This is a genomic window from Sporosarcina jiandibaonis, assembly GCF_013184495.1.
GTDB classification, from domain to species: domain Bacteria; phylum Bacillota; class Bacilli; order Bacillales_A; family Planococcaceae; genus Sporosarcina; species Sporosarcina jiandibaonis.
In genome coordinates, this window is record NZ_JAAOIY010000001.1 from 1,260,372 (window position 1) to 1,278,455 (window position 18,084).

The following is an 18,084-nucleotide window of genomic DNA, read 5'->3' on the forward strand; positions in this document are numbered from 1 at the left end:
ATGAAAAGCCCCCACTGATTGAAGTTTCAACTTTATCTTGACAACCATCCGCCGTCGATCGCGACAACTGAGCCGTTCATATAGTCGGATGCTTTACTTGATAGGAACACGACAATTCCCATTAAGTCAGCCGGATCCGCCCAACGTGCAGCTGGAATGCGCGATAGAATTTCTGCGTTACGCTTTTCGTCAGCGCGAATTGGCGCAGTGTTTGCAGTTTTTACGTATCCTGGCGCGATCGCGTTCACTTGAACACCGTACTCTGCTAATTCATTTGCAAATGATTTTGTTAAACCTACAACACCGTGTTTACTCACTGTGTATGGAGGTACGAATTTTCCGCCTTGGAAAGATAGCATGGAAGCGATGTTGACGATTTTACCGCTCCTTTGTTCAACCATCAGTTTCGCTACTTCCTGGCTTAGGAAAAACATAGAGTTCTGGTTTAATTCCACAACTGCGTCCCAATCTTCTTCCGTGTATTCAAGAAGTGGTGCACGGCGAATCGTTCCTGCGTTGTTAATCAGAATATCAACTTTTCCGTAAACCTCAACACATTTCGCGACTAGTTCTTTAGCGTTCTTGCGATCCGTTAGATCCGCTTGGAAAAATTCAACTTTACGACCAGTATCTTCGATTAATTCTCTTGTTTCATCCCATTCAGTACCGTGCGTAACGACGAAGAGATCTGCGCCAGCTTTTGCAAGTGCCACAGCGTATGCTTGGCCTAATCCTTTGTTACCGCCTGTTACGATTGCCACTTTCCCGTCCAACGAGAAAAAGTCTAATGAGAAATCAGTTAAGTTGTTTGTCATCTATTTCGCCTCCGAGAATATCGTGCCCGTAAAAACGAGCACGCTCTTTTATTTATCGTAAGTCTTCCATTGCTACGTGGTCCATGTCGTCATACGTGATGTTTTCTCCGCACATGCCCCAAATGAACGTATAGTTATTCGTTGCAGTTCCTGTGTGGATCGACCAGCTTGGTGAAATTGCAGCTTGTTCGTTTTTCATTACTAAATGTCTTGTTTCATCCGGTTGTCCCATGAAGTGGAAGACGCGCGTTTCTGGTTCCATATCGAAGTAGAGGTAAACTTCCATGCGGCGCTCATGCGTATGACATGGCATTGTGTTCCAAACGCTTCCAGGTTGCAACATTGTCAGACCCATTTGAAGCTGGCAGCTCTCGCAGTTATTCGGGTGTACGTATTGATAGATTTTACGCTCGTTCAACGTTCCTGGCTCGCCCATTTCTAGCGGTTTGATATTATTGATATCAATTTTCGTTGTTGGATACGTGTGGTGAGCAGGTGCTGAGTTGATATAAAATTTAGCTGGGTTGTTAGCATCGTCTGAACGGAATAGTACTTCTTTCGTTCCGCGTCCAACGTACAATCCGTCACGGCGATCCATCTTGATTTCTTCACCATCAAGAACAATAGATCCAGCGCCGCCGATATTAATAATTCCTAATTCACGGCGTTCAAGGAAATAAGTGACCCCTAGCTCTTTATCTAGTTTAATAGTTAGTTCTTCATTTGCTGGTGTAACGCCGCCGAAAATCATGCGATCCACATGCGTATAAGTCAAGTGAACTTTTCCTGCTTCAAAAAGTTTTTCGACAAGAAAATGCTCTCTTAATTCATCAGTATTATAAGTCTTGATCTCTTCCGGGTGATTTGCATAACGTGTTTCCATTTCCATTGTTGTCATCCTCCTAATAGTTAAAAGCCTTATTTAATAGTTAACGAATAATTCTACCTGAACCATTTTCAGCGAACTCTAGCACTTCATTCGCAGAAAAGACATTGCAATCTCCGTGGACGGTATGCTTCAAAGCGGATGCCGCAGTCGCGAATGAAATTACTTCTTCTGGAGACATCTCTTCCAAAATTCCGTATAAAATTCCTGACGCAAACGCGTCCCCGCCTCCAACACGGTCCACGATTGGATTTATATGATGCACTTTCGATTGATACAAAATTCCATCTACGTAGAAATTGCCTTGCAAATCATTTTCTGATGCGGATAAAACATTTCGGAAGGTCGAACTCATGTAAGTGATATTCGGGTACATCTCTTGAATCTTAGCGTAATAGTAGCTAAGTTTTTTCCCCTCATCTAACGAATCATCCGCTTCTTTAATTCCGAGAAAATGAATCGCATCCTTATCGCCGCAAGAACAAATATCCACATACGTTAAGAGCTGTTTAAAGACTTCGGCAGCTTCTTCTTTACTCCAAAGCTTTGATCGATAATTAAAATCAAAACTTGTTGTTACACCTAGTTCTTTCGCTTTCTTTAACGCCAACAATGTAATTTCACTCAATGCGGGCGATAATGCCGGGGTGATTCCCGATACGTGGAATAGTGCCGCATCACGAAAAATTTCGTCAAAATCGATTTCATCTTCCGCTAGCATTGAAATACTAGAATACTTCCGGTCATAGACGACTTGGGCACTTCTTTCCCCTATACCTGTTTCCAAGTAATAGGTTCCAAGACGTTCGCCGCCTTTCAACAAATAATCCGTCTTCACGCCGTTCGCTTTTAAATGTTTCTCCACGGCACTTCCAAGTGAATTATCCGGAATTTTACTGACAATGTTCACGTCATAACCAAAATTCGCTAAGGACACGGCTACATTCGCTTCCGCCCCGCCGTAATTCATCGTCAGCTGATTTGCTTGAATGATTCGTTCCCCCACTGTTGTCGAAAGACGAAGCAAGATTTCACCAAAAGTAATTATCTTTTTCATAAATTACGCCTCTCTTGCCTGTTGAACTTTGTCGACAAATTTCCGAGCATCTTCTGTAATCTTTTCAAACTCGCCTGTTTTTGCATGTGCTACTAAACTTCCGCCTACACCTACAGCAACACAACCGTTTTTAATCCATTTGTCGACATTGTCTAAATCGACGCCGCCGGTCGGCATAATATTCACTTGCGGCAGTGGCGCTTTAACGCCCTTCACCCAATCAGGCCCATATGTATTACCAGGGAACAATTTAATGATATCGACGCCGGATTTCAACGCTTCCTTCATTTCAGTAATTGTCATGCATCCTGGCATATACGGAATTTGATATAAATTACATAACTCCGCTGTGTCTTTATCAAAGCATGGGCTGACGATGAACTCTGCGCCTGCAAGGATTGCAATCCGAGCTGTCACGGCATCGAGCACGGTTCCTGCTCCAATGACGACATCACTATTATTCTTGTAAACTGTAGCTAGTTCACTAATAATTTTATCGGCACCTTGAACCGTAAAAGTAATTTCGATTCCGTTAATACCGCCCAATACACAAGCTTCTGAAATTTTCAAAGCTTCTTCTTCGGTGTCGGCACGAACGACCGCAACGACTCCGCAATCAGTTAGTTTTCTAAGTACTTGTTGCTTTTTCATAACACACCTCCTAAATTAAATTTCCTATTTGGAAACACATATTATTATATGGAAACTATCTTCTTTATTATATATAATAAAGAAAGCGTTTACAAGCTAAATCCTTTAATTTGTTTATGAGACAAACTATTATTAATTAGTTGACCATTAATCGTTAATCCCTGAAAATATGAGCTATGAAAGTAGGAAATTATTATGTCTAAAGCCGAAAGTAAACCATACGGCACTGTTCTAATAAAAGCCGATCAAATATTGAATTTCTTGTTTGAAAGTGCACAGCCGCAACGTCTAAATGTAATCGCGAAAGCAACCGATTTGACGAATTCAACAGCGTCCAAAATTTTAAATACGTTGGTGTTAATTGGCTATGTTAGAAGAGATTCAAAAACAAATGAATTTGAACTTGGGCCTTCCATTATTAAATATGCAAAGCAAAGTCTTAAACAGTTGGATATTAAGAAAATTGCCCAACCGCATTTGGAAGAGCTGCAAAGAATCACGACTGAAACTGTTCATCTTGGCATGATTGAAAATGCAAAAATTGTATATATCACTAAAATTGAAAGCAATAATCCGGTGACTTTGTATTCCCAAATCGGAAGATCGATTCCTCTCTATTGTTCAGCTATGGGGAAATCAATTCTTGCTGAACAGACAGCCGAAGAAATCGAAGAATATCTAAACGAACACGAATTAATCCCCAAAACGGAAAATACAATTACTACTAAAAAAGCTTTCAGAAATGAACTGAACACCATTAAAGCCCGAGGTTATGCATTCGACGACGGCGAACATGAAGTAGACGTATTCTGCGTCGCCGCAAGTCTTACAGTCCACGGCAACAACTTCGGCGCATTCAGCGTCAGCGTTCCAAAGTACAGAATTAATGAAGACTTCACGAATGAAATTATTGAAGCTGTGCAGAATTGTAAAACTGCTATTGAAGATGAACTACAATGACAAATGGCGAGTACTAGATTATTACATTATTCTAGTACTCTTTTTTATATGGATCGTTGATTTCCGTTCCGGTCGGACGCTTTCCACGGGCATCACCTCAATCTCCTCGTCACTGCGTTCCTGCGGGGCTTTCGGTTAATGCTATTCCCGTAGGAGTCGCCTCCCTACACTCCAATCAACTACTTTCATTAATAGAGGGAAAGTTATTTATAGTGCTATAACTAACATTCACTCGGCAAAATTAGAATCCACAACTATCTATCAAGCTAAACCAGCGAAGGCGCCTTGCCAGTGGTCGCCGAAGCGTAATTTAATGAGGAATTCTTATTACACCTTTTATATTAGTACCGTTCACGCAAGCACACTCTTCCGATACTCCCCCGGCGTATGCCCCGTGTACTTTTTAAAACAAACACTGAAATACTGTGGATTGCTGTAACCGACGCTTTCGGCTACTTTGTAGACCTTTGCATTTTGATCGCGTAGTAACTCCATCGCTTTTGTTATTCTTAATTCCAATAAATAATCGCCGAAGTTCAGACCCTTTTCATGTTTGAACAAGTTACTCAAATAAGGCGCGCTTACAAAAACCTTTTCGGCGACTTTTTGCTGCGTTAACGTCAAGTCGTGGAAATTCTCTTTCATATACGCCATCGCATTATCGACCAGCGAATTATGATTCAAGTTCTTTTCTTTATCCATCGAATCCGACCACTCATCGACAAGCCCTTGCAGCGTATCCATCATTTCATGAAGCGACTCCATTTGAAGAATATGATCAAAAAGAGCCGTCATGCTTAAGTTTTCTTCTTCCCCTTTCTTCCATTTCTTAATTTGATAATAAAGGGAAGTGCTATATTTTAATCCGAGAAGTTTTATTTCCGACAGCGGTATACTCTTATTTTCAGTAATCGATTCTCTTATTTGTTCAAGTGTTTCCTTCGCCTTTGGCGGCGATTCCAGTCTGATTTGAGTATTAAATTTTTCGTTCAATTCATTTAACAAATTAACATTTTGCATCGTCGAAGGAATCGTGTCGTCAATCGAATACACACGGCTCGTCCCCATAATATGCTTCATATCCATCGCTAACTTTGATTCTACAAAAGACGTGCTGATTTCAAACAAGTTTCGATACGTTCGTCCAATCGTAATCGTCACGCTATTTTCCAGTTGCGCTTTTAATTGTTCTAAAATATCGACCGCTAATTTCTTTTCGCTCTCGCCGTCATCAACATCCAACGATAACAGTAAGACCATCTCATTCATTTCCCCGTTCAACAAATAACCATTTCCAGTAGAAAACATCCCGGAAATAATTTCAGTCACTTCGGCTTTTTCTTCTTCCTTGACGTGAATAAGCAGCACATTGTAAAAAGGACCTTCCAATTGTACATCGAGGTCAGCTAACTCCTGCTCAATATCGACAATGGTCGCACCGTCTTGGTTGGCCAATTTCCGCAAAAATCTTTGTTGCAACAAAGGCAATGATTCAACGAACCTTCTTTCATTGGTCATTTCTTTATTGCATTCTTCGGCGGCTTTTTTGACCTTTTCAATCAAGTCATCTATTTTCACTGGTTTCAATAAATAATCAAATGCTTTCAATTGAACGGCTTCCTGCGCATATTTGAAGTCTTCATAACCGGTCAGAAAAATCACTTTCGTATGAGGACTCGTTTCTTTTATTACCCTGGCCATCTCAAGCCCGTTCATAAAAGGCATCGATATATCGGAAACGACGACTTTCGGTTGTTCCTTTTCAATCAATTCGAGTGCGCTTTCACCGTCCGCTGCTTCACCTGCTAGAAAAAAACCATGCTCTTTCCATGGAGCTCTAGACAAACTGCGTCGAATAATACGATCATCTTCAACAATGATGACTTTATCCATAGTCTTCGATCTCCCCTTTGACGTTAGGAATAATAATGGTTATTTTCGTGCCTTTTTCTACTTCACTGACAATCTTTAGCTCGCATGTTTTGCCGAAATAACCTTTGAGTCGTTCACTGACACTTCGCAAACCGATCCCGATATATTTTTTCTGATTATCATTATATGGAGCATTGACTTCTTCTCGAATCTTAGACAATCTTTCTTCGCTCATTCCAAGTCCGTTATCTTCAACCTCAAGGTGAATTTTATCCCCGACTGAAAGAACCCGGACACTTATAAACCCCTGATTGCGGTTCAATTTTACGCCGTGATAAATTGCATTCTCAATCAATGGTTGCAACGTAAGTTTAATAATCCTGCTCGATAGAACACTTTCGTCAACATCAAGCGTATAGGAAAAATCGTCCCCGTAACGCATCTCCATAATATATAAATAACTCTTGATATGGTCGATTTCTTCTTCAATTGAAATGATTTCATTTCCGCGACTAATGCTGATACGGAAAAAGCTCGAAAGCGCGCTGATCATCTCACTCGCATCTTCGTTAAGCCCCATATCGCATAGCCCTTTTATGGAATACAATGTATTGTATAGAAAATGCGGATTCATTTGCGCTTGAATAATCGCAACTTCCAATTGCCGCTTTTCTTTTTGATCGATTTTGATTTGATTCAATAAAGCCGTGTTTTTCTCCATTTGTTCGTTAAAACTGCTGTAAAGAATCCGCATTTCTTTCGGCACAGCCAACCCTTCAGCCAGCTGCAGATGTTCCCGGTCTACTTTCGTCATTTCAGTCGCTAACTTTTCTATAGGCTTGGAAATATACTTTCCAACAATATTTACAATAAAAGTCGCCATGATGATGACGATCAGAATTAAACCCAACATCAAATATTTTATGTTTTTAATCGTTTGCAAGATTTGACTTTCAGGAAAAACGGCTGCAACTTTCCATTTATTCACACCGATTGTGTTATAAACAACGTTCAAATTTTCGCCTTGCGCGTTTTTAAAAGAGAACTTTCCATCTTTTTGCTCCAACTGATTTAATGTCTGTAAAGTTTTCGTACCCAACTGATAGCCATCTTGCATTTTTTGTGTCTGATAAGTACCGTCCGGGCTAATTAATGTTAAATAACCATTTTCTCCGATCAAGGATTTATTGAAAACGTTCTCAAAAAAATCAGCACGCAAATTAAATAAGATGATTCCTCTTTCAGATGGATTATCCGATTCGATTAAATGAAAGACGGAAAGCACATCATAGGGATTCGTCGTCAATGAATTGGGATGCATATTTCGCCAATAAAAAGATTCCTTGCTACCTGTGAATTCTGTAAAATAGTGGTCATAGGAAAATTCAGAATTCAATTGCTGAGACCCTTGATAAAAGGACAGTTTCCCATTGTCAATATCTATATAAATCGAATCGATAATCGAATTAAATCGATGATAAATCGCTTGAATATCATCATCGACATCTACATAAAGCTTTGAGTTTCTTGTATCTTGATCCGTTACATCCAAAGCTGCGATTTTCGGGTCCTTCGACAATAAAACAATCTGCTCAAAAACATCTGTTAAAATAAAATCGATATAATTATTCGTTTGAAGAACTGTGTCATTGATATTTTCATATGCATTTTCTTCAATTTGTTTCGTAGCCAAGAAATAAGATGCCCAACCCATGATTGCGACAATCATAATAATAATTGAAATATAAAAAGCATTGATGGTTGAACTAAATGATGAAAATAAGTTTTTTCGACTAAAAGCTTTCATTTTTTCACGTAGCATAGTAAACCCCTGCTCATAAACCGAATTTTTAGAGAAAAAAGCCTCTAGACTAAGTATAGACTAATCTAGAGGACAAGCATAGTCGTTACTTACTCTGCTTATTTCGATATATCATGAAGCGCCATGCATGCTAAGATAAATGCACCCATGCCGTGCAAGTCATTTTCGGAAGTAGGTCGTCCAACATAATAGTCGTACACGCCTGCTGATGTTCCGATACAAATGCCGCTTAGCTCAAGATGGTCTCCGTCGACTTTAACCATGCGATCTAACAGACCTTCATACGCTTTATCGACAATAGCTTTATACGAATCATCGACAATTCCAGCTTTGATCGCTTTCGCAATCGTATAGATAAATAATGATGAACAGGAAGACTCTAACCAGTTATCTTCTCTATCGCCTTTATCAACGATTTGATACCAAAGACCGGAATCTTCATCTTGGAAATTAACAAGCGCTGGGATGAACTGCTTCAATTCTTCAACAAACACTTCTTGTCCATGTTTTTGACCTTCTAATAATTCGAGCAGATCGACAAGCGCAGTTCCGTACCAACCGACTGAACGTCCCCAGAACTCTGGTGAACAACCCGTTTCTTTATCTGCCCATGGCTGTTCTTTCTTTTCATCCCACGCGTGGAATGGAAGTCCAGTGTTCGGATCTTTCATATGCTTTCTCATTAATCTCTCTTGAAGAAGTACTGATTGGATCAGTTCTGGTTCATTGAAATGATTGTCATACATAACCATGAACGGAGCTGCCATAAATAAGCCGTCCAACCACATTTGATAAGGGTATTTGTCTTTATGCCAGTATCCGCCTTCGGATGTTTTGTTTATTGTATTTAATAGATTTCTTAATTTCTTAGCCGCAATCAGATATTTTTTCTCTTTAGTAGCTTCATAGAGCGGGAATAATAAAATACCTACTTGAATTGAATCGAGTTCGTCTCTATCAAAATAGAAGTTCCCTTCGTCATCCAATAAGTTGTCCACATAGGCTTTTGTATACTCGAAATACTCATCTTTCCCAGTCGCTTCCCAGACGCGCATCATCCCGTACAGAAATACGCTTTGGTGATAATGCCATCTATTTGCCGGCGGCAGTTCTGCTGGCGTAAACGTTTTCATGATTGTCTGGCAAGCTTTCTCGGCAATTGCTAATGATGTTTCAATTTTAGTTGTCATTTAAACAATTCTCTCCCCACTAGTTTTTATATAGTAAATCTGAGTGCCAATGAACCAACACTCAGATTACTATAATTATTTCATTGCGTCATTATATTTAGCTTCTGAATCTTCAACCGCTTTTGCCCATTCATCGAGAAACTCTTGAACAGTGCTCTCGCCGCTCATTACTTTTTGCGTTCCAGCATCTACCGTATTGTCAAGAATTGAACGGTAGTCCGGTAAGTAAAATGGCGGTTTGTATAAAACAGTTTGCGGATTATCATACACTTCAAATGCTGTTTTAATATGAGCCGAGTCTTTAATCCAATCCATATCTAACACGTCAGCGTTTGTAGGGATTTGACCGACTTGCTCGTTCCAGTAACTTTGGCTTTCAGCTGAGTTGATGAACTCAACGAATTTCCAAGCTTCATCCGGATTTTTTGTAGATTTGAAAATTGACATGTTAATCGTGTTTCCACCTTCAGCTACATATCTTCCATCTTCTGTTTTCGGAAGAGGAATCGCTTCGAATTGATCTGGTTCGAATGCTTTACTATGCTCGCCGTAAGAACCGATATTGTGGTGAACCATTGCCACTACGCCTGTATCAAAACCGGCAATCATTTCTTTATAATCGTTTGTAATGTCGCTCTTAGGTGTATTCTTTTTGTATAGGTCGAAATATTTCTCGAGAAATTCAACATGTTTTGGATCATTGATTGTTGATTTTCCGTTATCATCGAAGTAATTTTCCAAACCGGAATATGCGAACATCAAGCGTTGAAGTTGGAAAGATCCACCTGCTCCGCCGCGAATCGTATAACCATATCGACCATCCGCCGTCATTTCATTGACTGCAGTGAAGAACTCGTCCCAAGTATCTGGCGCTTCCAATCCAGCCTCTTTAAACCAATCTGAACGAATCCAAATAACATCTAAGTTTTGCGTGTATGGAATACCATATAATTTACCATCGCGTACGACATCTTTATTGAAAGTAACTGCCCCTTCGTTAATCAAATCATTTAACTCTGAATCCGCTAAATAATCGTCTAACGGAAGTAATGCTTCACGAATCGAAAACTCTGGCAACCAAGATGTTTGAACAGAACCAACGTCCGGCATATCATCGGCCGCAATCGCTGTATCTAATTTAGATTTTGAAGAATCTTTCGGCAAGCCGACATAGTCAACATCGATATCTGGATTTGCCTCTTCAAAATCTGCGATTAGTTTTTCCCAAATCGGCGTACGTTGCGGTCCAGCATTTTCATCCCAAAAAGTGATTTTCGTTTTGCCGTCCGCTGTCTTGCCTCCGTCATCCTTGCTTCCGCAACCCGCTAAAATTCCACCCGCTACTAGCATTAACAGCAAACTGATTTTAAGTAAGTTCTTCATGGATATTCTTCCTCCTTTTAGTTACTTGCATGTACCCCTTAACCTTTAACTGCCCCGCCCAAACCATTGACAAGGTGTTTCTGTGCATAAGCGAATAGTATAACCGCAGGTATTAATGCGATTACGCTTCCAGCAGCCAACGCACCGTAGTTAACGTTGAATTCGCCCATCATAAAGCTTAAACCGACTGGCAATGTGAATTTGCTTTGCTGATTTGTCAGCATGAGTGCCAGTAAGAACTCATTCCAAGTATAGATGAATGTGAACACCGCTGTTGCCACAATCCCTGGAAGAAGTAACGGCAACATGACCAAGCGCAATGATTGCAATTTACTTGCCCCATCAACCGCGGCCGCCTCTTCTAGGTCTCTCGGAATATTTCCGATAAACCCACTCATCAAGATCGTCGTAAACGGAATCTCGACGGCGGTGTACGTAATAATCAGCGACAACGGATTACTGATTAACCCCATACTTTTGAAGATGATGAACAAAGGGATGATTAACATCGCTCTTGGAATAAACTGCGTTGCGAGCAACATTAACAAAAATGAACGTTTCCCTTTAAACTTGTAACGGCTTAATGCATACCCTGACAATGTCGATAACACAATAACAACGAGCACTGTCGAAATCCCTACAATCAAACTGTTTTTAAAGAATGTAGCAAAACCGACGTTATTCCAAGCGACCACAAAGTTTTCAACAGTTGGCGCCGTCGGAAAATACTCGAGCGGACGTTTTACAATATCGCCTTCATGCTTGAATGCTGTGTTTATCGTCCAATAAATCGGAAAGATTGTCCACGTAAACATTAATGTTAAAGGGAGGTAAAAAAATAAAATTTTATTTGTACGACTTCTTGAGTTGACCATTTTTTAGTCCTCCCTTTCATATCTAGTAATCTTCAAGTAAACCATGGCAAAGACAAATAGTAGTAAGAATGAAATAACTGTTAATGCGGACCCATATCCGAAGTCACTTCCGTTAACAGCCAAGTTCGCTATGTACATCGTCAGTGTCGTCGTGGAATTCGCAGGTCCTCCGCCAGTCAAGTTGAAAATTAGATCGACGTTATTAAATTCCCAAACAGTCCGGAGTAAAGTAGTTAACACGATCGTGTTTTTCAAATGCGGCAACGTAATGTGAATGAATGATTCCCATTTATTCGCGCCGTCAATATCCGACGCTTCATACAATTCTTCGGGAATACTTTGAAGCGATGCCAACAACGTGATCGCGAAGAACGGAATCCCTCTCCATAATTCTGCAATGACGACCGCAATGAAAGCACTGGAAGTACTTGCTAGAAATGCTTGCGGCTCACTGATGATTCCAAGTTTCATTAAAATGTCATTGAAAACACCCATATGCTCGTTATACATTAACGACCACATAACAGAAGCGAGTACGCCTGAAATCGCCCACGGTATGAAGGCAATTGCACGAACAAAACCTCTAAGCTTAAATGTTTGGTTCAGCATTACGGCGAATAGTAATCCGAATATTAACTGAAGACCAACTTGAGACACAACCCATTTTAAACTTGTCATTAAACTCGGGAAAAAGAGTTTGTCAGCTGTAAAAATTTTAACGAAGTTTTCAAAACCAGCAAACTTGTTGTAAAAAGGTGCTGAAATATCATAGTGTTGGAAGCTGTAATAGAAAACGGTTCCAATCGGGTAAAATAAAAAAGTAGCGATTATCAGAAATGACGGCAAGATAAACAAGTAGGGAATCCAATTATCTATTTTAAACTTGCGTTTCACTTTCACATCGCCACTAAGCTGTTTTGAGCTCATCGTAGTCCTCCTTCCAATTCCTTAACTAGCTCAAGTCTAAATGAAAACGCTTTCTTTTATAAGGTAATATTTTAAGGTCTTTGTTAGATTTTTTAACATCTTTCGATTCTTAATAGTTAGATAGTGAAGAAATGGCTTTGGGTCGGGGTTTGTTGGTGTTATGAGTGAAACGTTTCCTGCTTTCGCTGAATCGTTTCCTACTTTCCTCGTAACGTTTCCAGGTTTTAGCAAAACGGTTCCTGCTTTTCGCATAACGTTTCCCGGTTTGGAGATAACGTTTCCTGCTTTCGAAAACGTTTCCCGGTTTGAACAAAACGTTTCCTGCTTTTTGCATAACGTTTCCCGGTTTGGAGATAACGTTTCCTGCTTTCGAAAACGTTTCCCGGTTTGAACAAAACGTTTCTTGCTTTTCGCGTAACGTTTCCCGGTTTGGCGATAACGTTTCCTACTGTTACAGTGAAATTAGCTGATTGGAGTGGAGGGTGGCAACTCCGCGGAATCAGTATCAACCGAAAGCCCCGCCGAAACGTAGCGACGAGGAGATTGAGGTGATGCCCGCAGGAACTCGTCCGCCCGGAACGGAAATCAACGGACCTAATAAAAAACACCTTAATAATAGTAAATAAAAAACATAGCACCCTCACAGGCGCTATGTTCATAATTCATTTACAACAAAAGATAAGCAATTATCGTCCCGATACTCCCGAATATCAAGGAGTAGGCTAAGTTGTTTATGGTTATGCGGTATGGGCTTTGATCTGTGTTCATTGCTGTCAAGGTTACGACCAAGCCATATGTACCTACAGTTAGCGTTGCAATTGAACTTGTCACTAGGACAATCGCTAAACTCAACGGGTGATAAACTTCTAACAATAACGCGATGAGGCTGCCTAGGATTCCGAACGTCCCGATTGGATGAACGCCGAACATGCTCATACCGATGAAAAGCAACTGAATGACGAAAAAGACCAATAACGGATATTCCGAAACATATAAAATCGGCTTTTGAATGACTTCTAAAAACGAAGCGTTACTTATACTATACGAAAAGAATGATAGTGAAATAAATAAGATGACGAAGTTTTGCATCGTATTCGTCTTCAACTTCCAAGTATTCCACCCGATCGCCCAGAAACTGCGCGACCTTTTCATAATGATAGACCACACATAAGTAAACGGGAAAATCAGGAGTGTCACCGTCAAGATGAAATCGATATCAAACAACGTTCCCAACCCAATGACGAGCGCCAAAAACAATACTAACGCGCTTGCCAGATGGATCACTTTACCTGCTAATCCTTCAACACTTACTTTTTCCTGTTCTCCATCACCCGGGGCCTCATACGCATGCTTTCTATAGTAGAAACGCCCCCAAAGCGAATCGAGTCCGAACGTCAGGACTGCAATCAATATTAACCAAGGTAAAATCGATACATAAGAGACACCCGTCAAGAAAATCGACACCGCCAATAAAATTTCAAGCGGGCTCCACAGCAAAGCTAATGAAAATCCTCTGAGTGTGGACGAACTGATAAACGTGTTCCTCAGTCTTTTATTCACGTGAGCCAAGTTCGTTTTCAACACATCCTGTGAAATTGTAGCCGCTGACAAGTTTAAAAATGCCGCCAATGTCAGTGTCGTCGCAGAACTGCGTATGTACAATTTACCTAAGTCAGACACATTCACTTTCATAAGCGTATTCAAACTGCGATCGAATCGACCACTTCTCACAACACTATTCATCCAAGGAAGCATCGCTAACAAGGTAAGAAGCGCCATATTGGAGGTTAAAATTCCGGGAATGGCTAAAACCGACTGGCCTGTTGAAGCGTATAGCAATCCCCCGATGACGAGAAATGAAGCACTTAAAATGACGAATAATTTTGAAGCGCCAAGAAATGAAATGACCAACATAAAAATTGCAAACAAACCAATTATATAATTCAACATCTCGCTGCCTATAAAAATATTGGCGACGTTAACAGCAAATACAGACGCATAAAGAATATATAAATATTGAAAAACCGGATGCTGCTTCATGGTTACCTCCATTTAATTTCCAATAATCACACGTAATACGTTTGGATGAGTTGGGAATGTCTTCGTTCCGGCACCGTACCCGATCGATTTTACTCTCATCGCTGGCAGCGTGCCAAAAGTTTCGGAAAGAACAGCTACAATCGCAGCCCCTGTCGGTGTTGCGAGTTCCCCTTTCACATCGCTCGCAGCAATCGGAATGCCGCGCAGGATTTCCAAAGTTGCAGGCGCCGGCACCGGATAGATTCCATGATCAATGTGAATCTTCCCTGAACCGACTGGAATTGGCGACGATTGAATCTTATCAATCTCCAACTGTTCAAGTAAAATTGCAGTACCGACGATATCGATAATCGAATCGACAGCGCCAACTTCATGAAAATGAACATCGTCCAGTGCAACACCGTGTATCATTCCTTCTGCAATCCCGATTTTTTCAAAAATAGATAAGGACATTGCTTCAACACGCTCAGAAAAACCAGCTGATTTAATGAGTTGGACAATATGTTTGTATGAACGGTGGCTATGACCGTGATGGTCGTCATGACTATGTTCGTGCTCGTGGTGATGCGCTTCAGTTTCCAATAAAACATCAAACTTCGTACTTGAAATGCCATTTTTCACGACTCTCGTGAATGTTAGTTCATACTCGTCTACCATCTTAAGCTTTTTTAATTCATTAACTAAATGGGTAGGATCTCCGCCTGCATCGATCAAAGCACCGATGACCATGTCTCCGCTAATTCCTGAAAAACAATCAAAATATAAAATATTCATTTTTACAATTCCTTCCTATGCTATAATCAAATCAGAGAACATTTGTGAAAGCCTTTTCATTAAGCTCCATATACGCTATATTTGAACATAACACACTTACTTTGGCGACTAAACAAATAAGGTTGATGACTATAAAAATTCTTTAGGGGGCGAAAATCTTTGATTACTGGTGATGGCGCATATATCAAAAAAATAAATCGAAGTATAATTTTAAGTAAAATAATTGAACATGAAATGATTTCGAGAGCGGAACTGTCTAAAATCACCGGGTTGAATAAAGCGACGATTTCCGTTCAGGTTGCTGATTTATTAAACGAAGAATTGATCAATGAAACAAAGCTAGAACATAATGTCGTTGGCAGACGGCCGATCATGCTTTCAATCAACAAAAGTGTCGGTTATGTACTAGGGATCGATCTCGATTATAAACAAATCCAATATACGGTCGCCGATTTAAGCGGCAAGCCGGTTCACTTCGAATCCATCGAATTTGAAACTGTTGATTATGAGGAAATTGTTCGTTTACTTATTGAACAGATTAAAAAGTATAAAAGCAAGTTTTCAAAAAGCAAATATGGATTGGTTAGCGCCATGATTGGCGTTCATGGAACCGTTAACAAAGACGAAAGCATCTTTTTCATCCCTACATACCAGTGGCAGGATAAAAACTTAAAGGATGATTTAACGCAAGAACTTGACCTGAACATCACCATTCAAAACAACGCAAACTTATCCGCTTATGCAGAACGGGTTTATAAGCATCATGAAAGTAATAATTTGCTTTGTATCATGCTTTCTTCGGGAATTGGCGTCGGCATCATGATTGACGGCAAGCTCCACAAAGGATACCACGGTTATGCCGGCGAAATGGGCCATATGATTATTGCTCAAGACGGAGAAGTTTGTCGCTGCGGCAACCGCGGTTGCTGGGAACAATATTCGTCTGAAACAAGTCTGTTTGCCCGACTTTCTAAGCAACTTGATGTGCCAAAACTGACTTATAACGACGTTCGTAATTTAATCGCCGAAAATGATCCAACTACGATTAAGTTGATAGAACAATTTATCGTGGATCTATCTGTTGGCCTAAATAATATTATTAATATGTATAACCCGGAAACCCTAGTTTTAACGAGTGAAATCTTGAAAATGTACCCAAATTCAATCGAAAAAATTAAAAGCAGTTTTAAATCCACAGTTAGCAAATATGGCAGTCTTGAAATTTCAGACCTTGGCAATAAATCCTGTTCAATCGGTGCCTGTGCATTGGCGATACAACGTTTTCTGGAAGTTCCGGAACTCATTTTATCGCTTGATGAATAAAAAACTAGAATCCTCGACTTGAGGATTCTTATTTTTATCCCAACAATGAAAACAAACGCCCAGTTCAAATTGAATGGGCGCTTGTTTGTCATTTAAATTAGAACCAATTTGTATGGAATGAACCTTCTTTGTCTTTACGCTCATACGTATGCGCTCCGAAATAATCGCGTTGTGCCTGGATCAAGTTCGCAGACAAGTTTTCTGAACGGTAGCTATCATAGTAAGAAATCGCGCTTGCAAATGCCGGTACCGGGATACCGTGTTTTACCGCAACCGATACGACTTCGCGTAGCGCTGATTGGTATTCGCCGACAATATTATTAAAGTATTCATCCAATAATAAGTTTTCCAATTCTGGATTACGATCGTATGCATCTTTAATATTTTGTAAAAATTGTGCACGGATAATACAGCCGCCGCGCCAAATCATTGCGATATCGCCGTAGCGAAGATTCCAGTTGCTTTCTTCTGATTGTGCACGCATTTGTGCAAAACCTTGCGCATAAGAACAGATTTTACTCATGAACAAAGCTTTTCGAACAGCTTCAACAAGCTCCTCTTTATCTCCAGTGAAGTCGATTGCTTCAGGCGCTTTTAGTACTTTGCTCGCCTTCACGCGCTCGTCTTTCATGGAGGAAATACAACGTGCAAATACAGCTTCTGTTATAACTGGTAGCGGAACGCCTAAATCCAATGCATTTTTGCTTGTCCACATACCCGTACCTTTTTGCCCTGCTTTATCCAAAATGACATCAATGAGTGGCTGATTTGTTTCTTCGTCGATTTTCGTGAAAATCTCCGCTGTAATTTCAATTAAGTAACTATCTAATTCGCCTTTATTCCATTCTGTGAATGTTTCATGCAATTCTTGCGCGTCCATCCCGAGAACATGCTTCAAGATGAAATACGCTTCTCCGATTAATTGCATATCGCCGTACTCGATTCCGTTATGCACCATTTTCACATAATGGCCAGCGCCGTCCGGTCCGATATAAGAACTGCAAGATTCTCCGTCGACTCTTGCTGCAATCGCATCAAAGATCGGTTCGACAAGATCGTAAGCTTCTCTTTGTCCACCAGGCATGATTGAAGGACCCGTAAGCGCGCCCTCTTCTCCACCGGAAACGCCTGTGCCGATGAAGTGAATACCCGTTTTTTCCAACTCTTTATTGCGACGAATTGTATCTTCATACAATGTGTTTCCGCCGTCAATTAAAATATCGCCTTTTTCAAGGAATGGTTGCAAAGATGCAATAGTCGCATCTGTCGGTTTTCCTGATTGAACCATAAGCATGATTTTGCGCGGAACTTCTAATGAGTTGACAAACTCTTCAATTGTTGTCGCACCGAAAAAATTCTTGCCTTTTGCTTCGTTTTCTAGAAATTCTTCTGTTCTAGACGTTGTACGATTAAATACAGAAACGGTATAACCTCTGCTTTCGATATTGAGAGCTAAGTTTTTACCCATTACTGCCAAACCGATAACGCCAATTTGTTGTTTAGACATTT

15 protein-coding genes are annotated in these 18,084 nt (G+C 40.3%); 2 read left to right on the plus strand and 13 right to left on the minus strand.

Annotation, left to right across the window (positions count from 1 at the left end; all coding sequences use genetic code 11):
* Positions 1-32: 32 nt before the first annotated feature.
* Genes kduD through G8782_RS18400 form a run of 4 tightly spaced genes read right to left on the minus strand, consistent with a single transcriptional unit; the run spans position 33 to position 3,409 of the window.
* Complete coding sequence (gene kduD / locus G8782_RS06370) at positions 33-815, minus strand: 2-dehydro-3-deoxy-D-gluconate 5-dehydrogenase KduD (protein ID WP_172370027.1); 783 nt, start codon at positions 813-815, stop codon at positions 33-35.
* Between the two features lie 52 nt (positions 816-867).
* A complete protein-coding gene (kduI, locus tag G8782_RS06375; protein ID WP_172370248.1) occupies positions 868-1,698 on the minus strand; it encodes a 5-dehydro-4-deoxy-D-glucuronate isomerase in 831 nt (276 codons plus the stop codon).
* Between the two features lie 46 nt (positions 1,699-1,744).
* Positions 1,745-2,758, minus strand: a complete 1,014-nt coding sequence (locus G8782_RS18395; protein ID WP_216667765.1) for a sugar kinase — start codon at positions 2,756-2,758, stop codon at positions 1,745-1,747.
* Positions 2,759-2,761: 3 nt separating this feature from the next.
* Positions 2,762-3,409 (minus strand): bifunctional 4-hydroxy-2-oxoglutarate aldolase/2-dehydro-3-deoxy-phosphogluconate aldolase, encoded by a 648-nt coding sequence (locus G8782_RS18400; RefSeq protein ID WP_216667766.1) that lies wholly within the window; start codon positions 3,407-3,409, stop codon positions 2,762-2,764.
* 195 nt (positions 3,410-3,604) lie between these two features.
* On the opposite strand from G8782_RS18400, the gene G8782_RS06385 reads away from it, so the two are divergent.
* Positions 3,605-4,369, plus strand: a complete 765-nt coding sequence (locus G8782_RS06385) for an IclR family transcriptional regulator (RefSeq protein WP_172370028.1) — start codon at positions 3,605-3,607, stop codon at positions 4,367-4,369.
* 351 nt (positions 4,370-4,720) lie between these two features.
* On the opposite strand, the gene G8782_RS06390 is transcribed toward G8782_RS06385, so the two are convergent.
* From G8782_RS06390 to larC, 8 genes are all read right to left on the minus strand, one after another.
* Positions 4,721-6,262 (minus strand): response regulator, encoded by a 1,542-nt coding sequence (locus G8782_RS06390; RefSeq protein WP_172370029.1) that lies wholly within the window; start codon positions 6,260-6,262, stop codon positions 4,721-4,723.
* Entirely contained in the window at positions 6,255-8,063 is a 1,809-nt protein-coding gene (locus tag G8782_RS06395; RefSeq protein WP_172370030.1) for a sensor histidine kinase, read from the minus strand. Before G8782_RS06395 ends, G8782_RS06390 begins: the two co-directional genes overlap by 8 nt.
* Positions 8,064-8,161: 98 nt before the next feature.
* A complete protein-coding gene (locus G8782_RS06400) occupies positions 8,162-9,253 on the minus strand; it encodes a glycoside hydrolase family 88/105 protein (protein ID WP_172370031.1) in 1,092 nt (363 codons plus the stop codon).
* 75 nt (positions 9,254-9,328) lie between these two features.
* The gene (locus G8782_RS06405) at positions 9,329-10,636 is read right to left on the minus strand and encodes an ABC transporter substrate-binding protein (RefSeq protein ID WP_172370032.1); all 1,308 of its coding nucleotides are present in this window, start codon (positions 10,634-10,636) and stop codon (positions 9,329-9,331) included.
* Between the two features lie 38 nt (positions 10,637-10,674).
* On the minus strand, positions 10,675-11,511 hold the full coding sequence (locus G8782_RS06410; protein WP_172370033.1) for a carbohydrate ABC transporter permease: 837 nt from the start codon (positions 11,509-11,511) through the stop codon (positions 10,675-10,677).
* 3 nt (positions 11,512-11,514) lie between these two features.
* The gene (locus tag G8782_RS06415; protein WP_172370034.1) at positions 11,515-12,438 is read right to left on the minus strand and encodes a carbohydrate ABC transporter permease; all 924 of its coding nucleotides are present in this window, start codon (positions 12,436-12,438) and stop codon (positions 11,515-11,517) included.
* Between the two features lie 666 nt (positions 12,439-13,104).
* Positions 13,105-14,478, minus strand: coding sequence for a hypothetical protein (locus tag G8782_RS06420; protein ID WP_172370035.1), 1,374 nt, complete (start codon positions 14,476-14,478; stop codon positions 13,105-13,107).
* Between the two features lie 12 nt (positions 14,479-14,490).
* On the minus strand, positions 14,491-15,252 hold the full coding sequence (gene larC / locus G8782_RS06425) for a nickel pincer cofactor biosynthesis protein LarC (RefSeq protein ID WP_172370036.1): 762 nt from the start codon (positions 15,250-15,252) through the stop codon (positions 14,491-14,493).
* A gap of 159 nt (positions 15,253-15,411) precedes the next feature.
* Here larC and G8782_RS06430 point away from each other — a divergent pair, with 159 nt between their 5' ends.
* Entirely contained in the window at positions 15,412-16,575 is a 1,164-nt protein-coding gene (locus G8782_RS06430) for an ROK family transcriptional regulator (RefSeq protein WP_172370037.1), read from the plus strand.
* 97 nt (positions 16,576-16,672) lie between these two features.
* On the opposite strand, the gene gndA is transcribed toward G8782_RS06430, so the two are convergent.
* Positions 16,673-18,082, minus strand: coding sequence for an NADP-dependent phosphogluconate dehydrogenase (gndA, locus tag G8782_RS06435; RefSeq protein ID WP_172370038.1), 1,410 nt, complete (start codon positions 18,080-18,082; stop codon positions 16,673-16,675).
* Between the last annotated feature and the right edge of the window lie 2 nt (positions 18,083-18,084).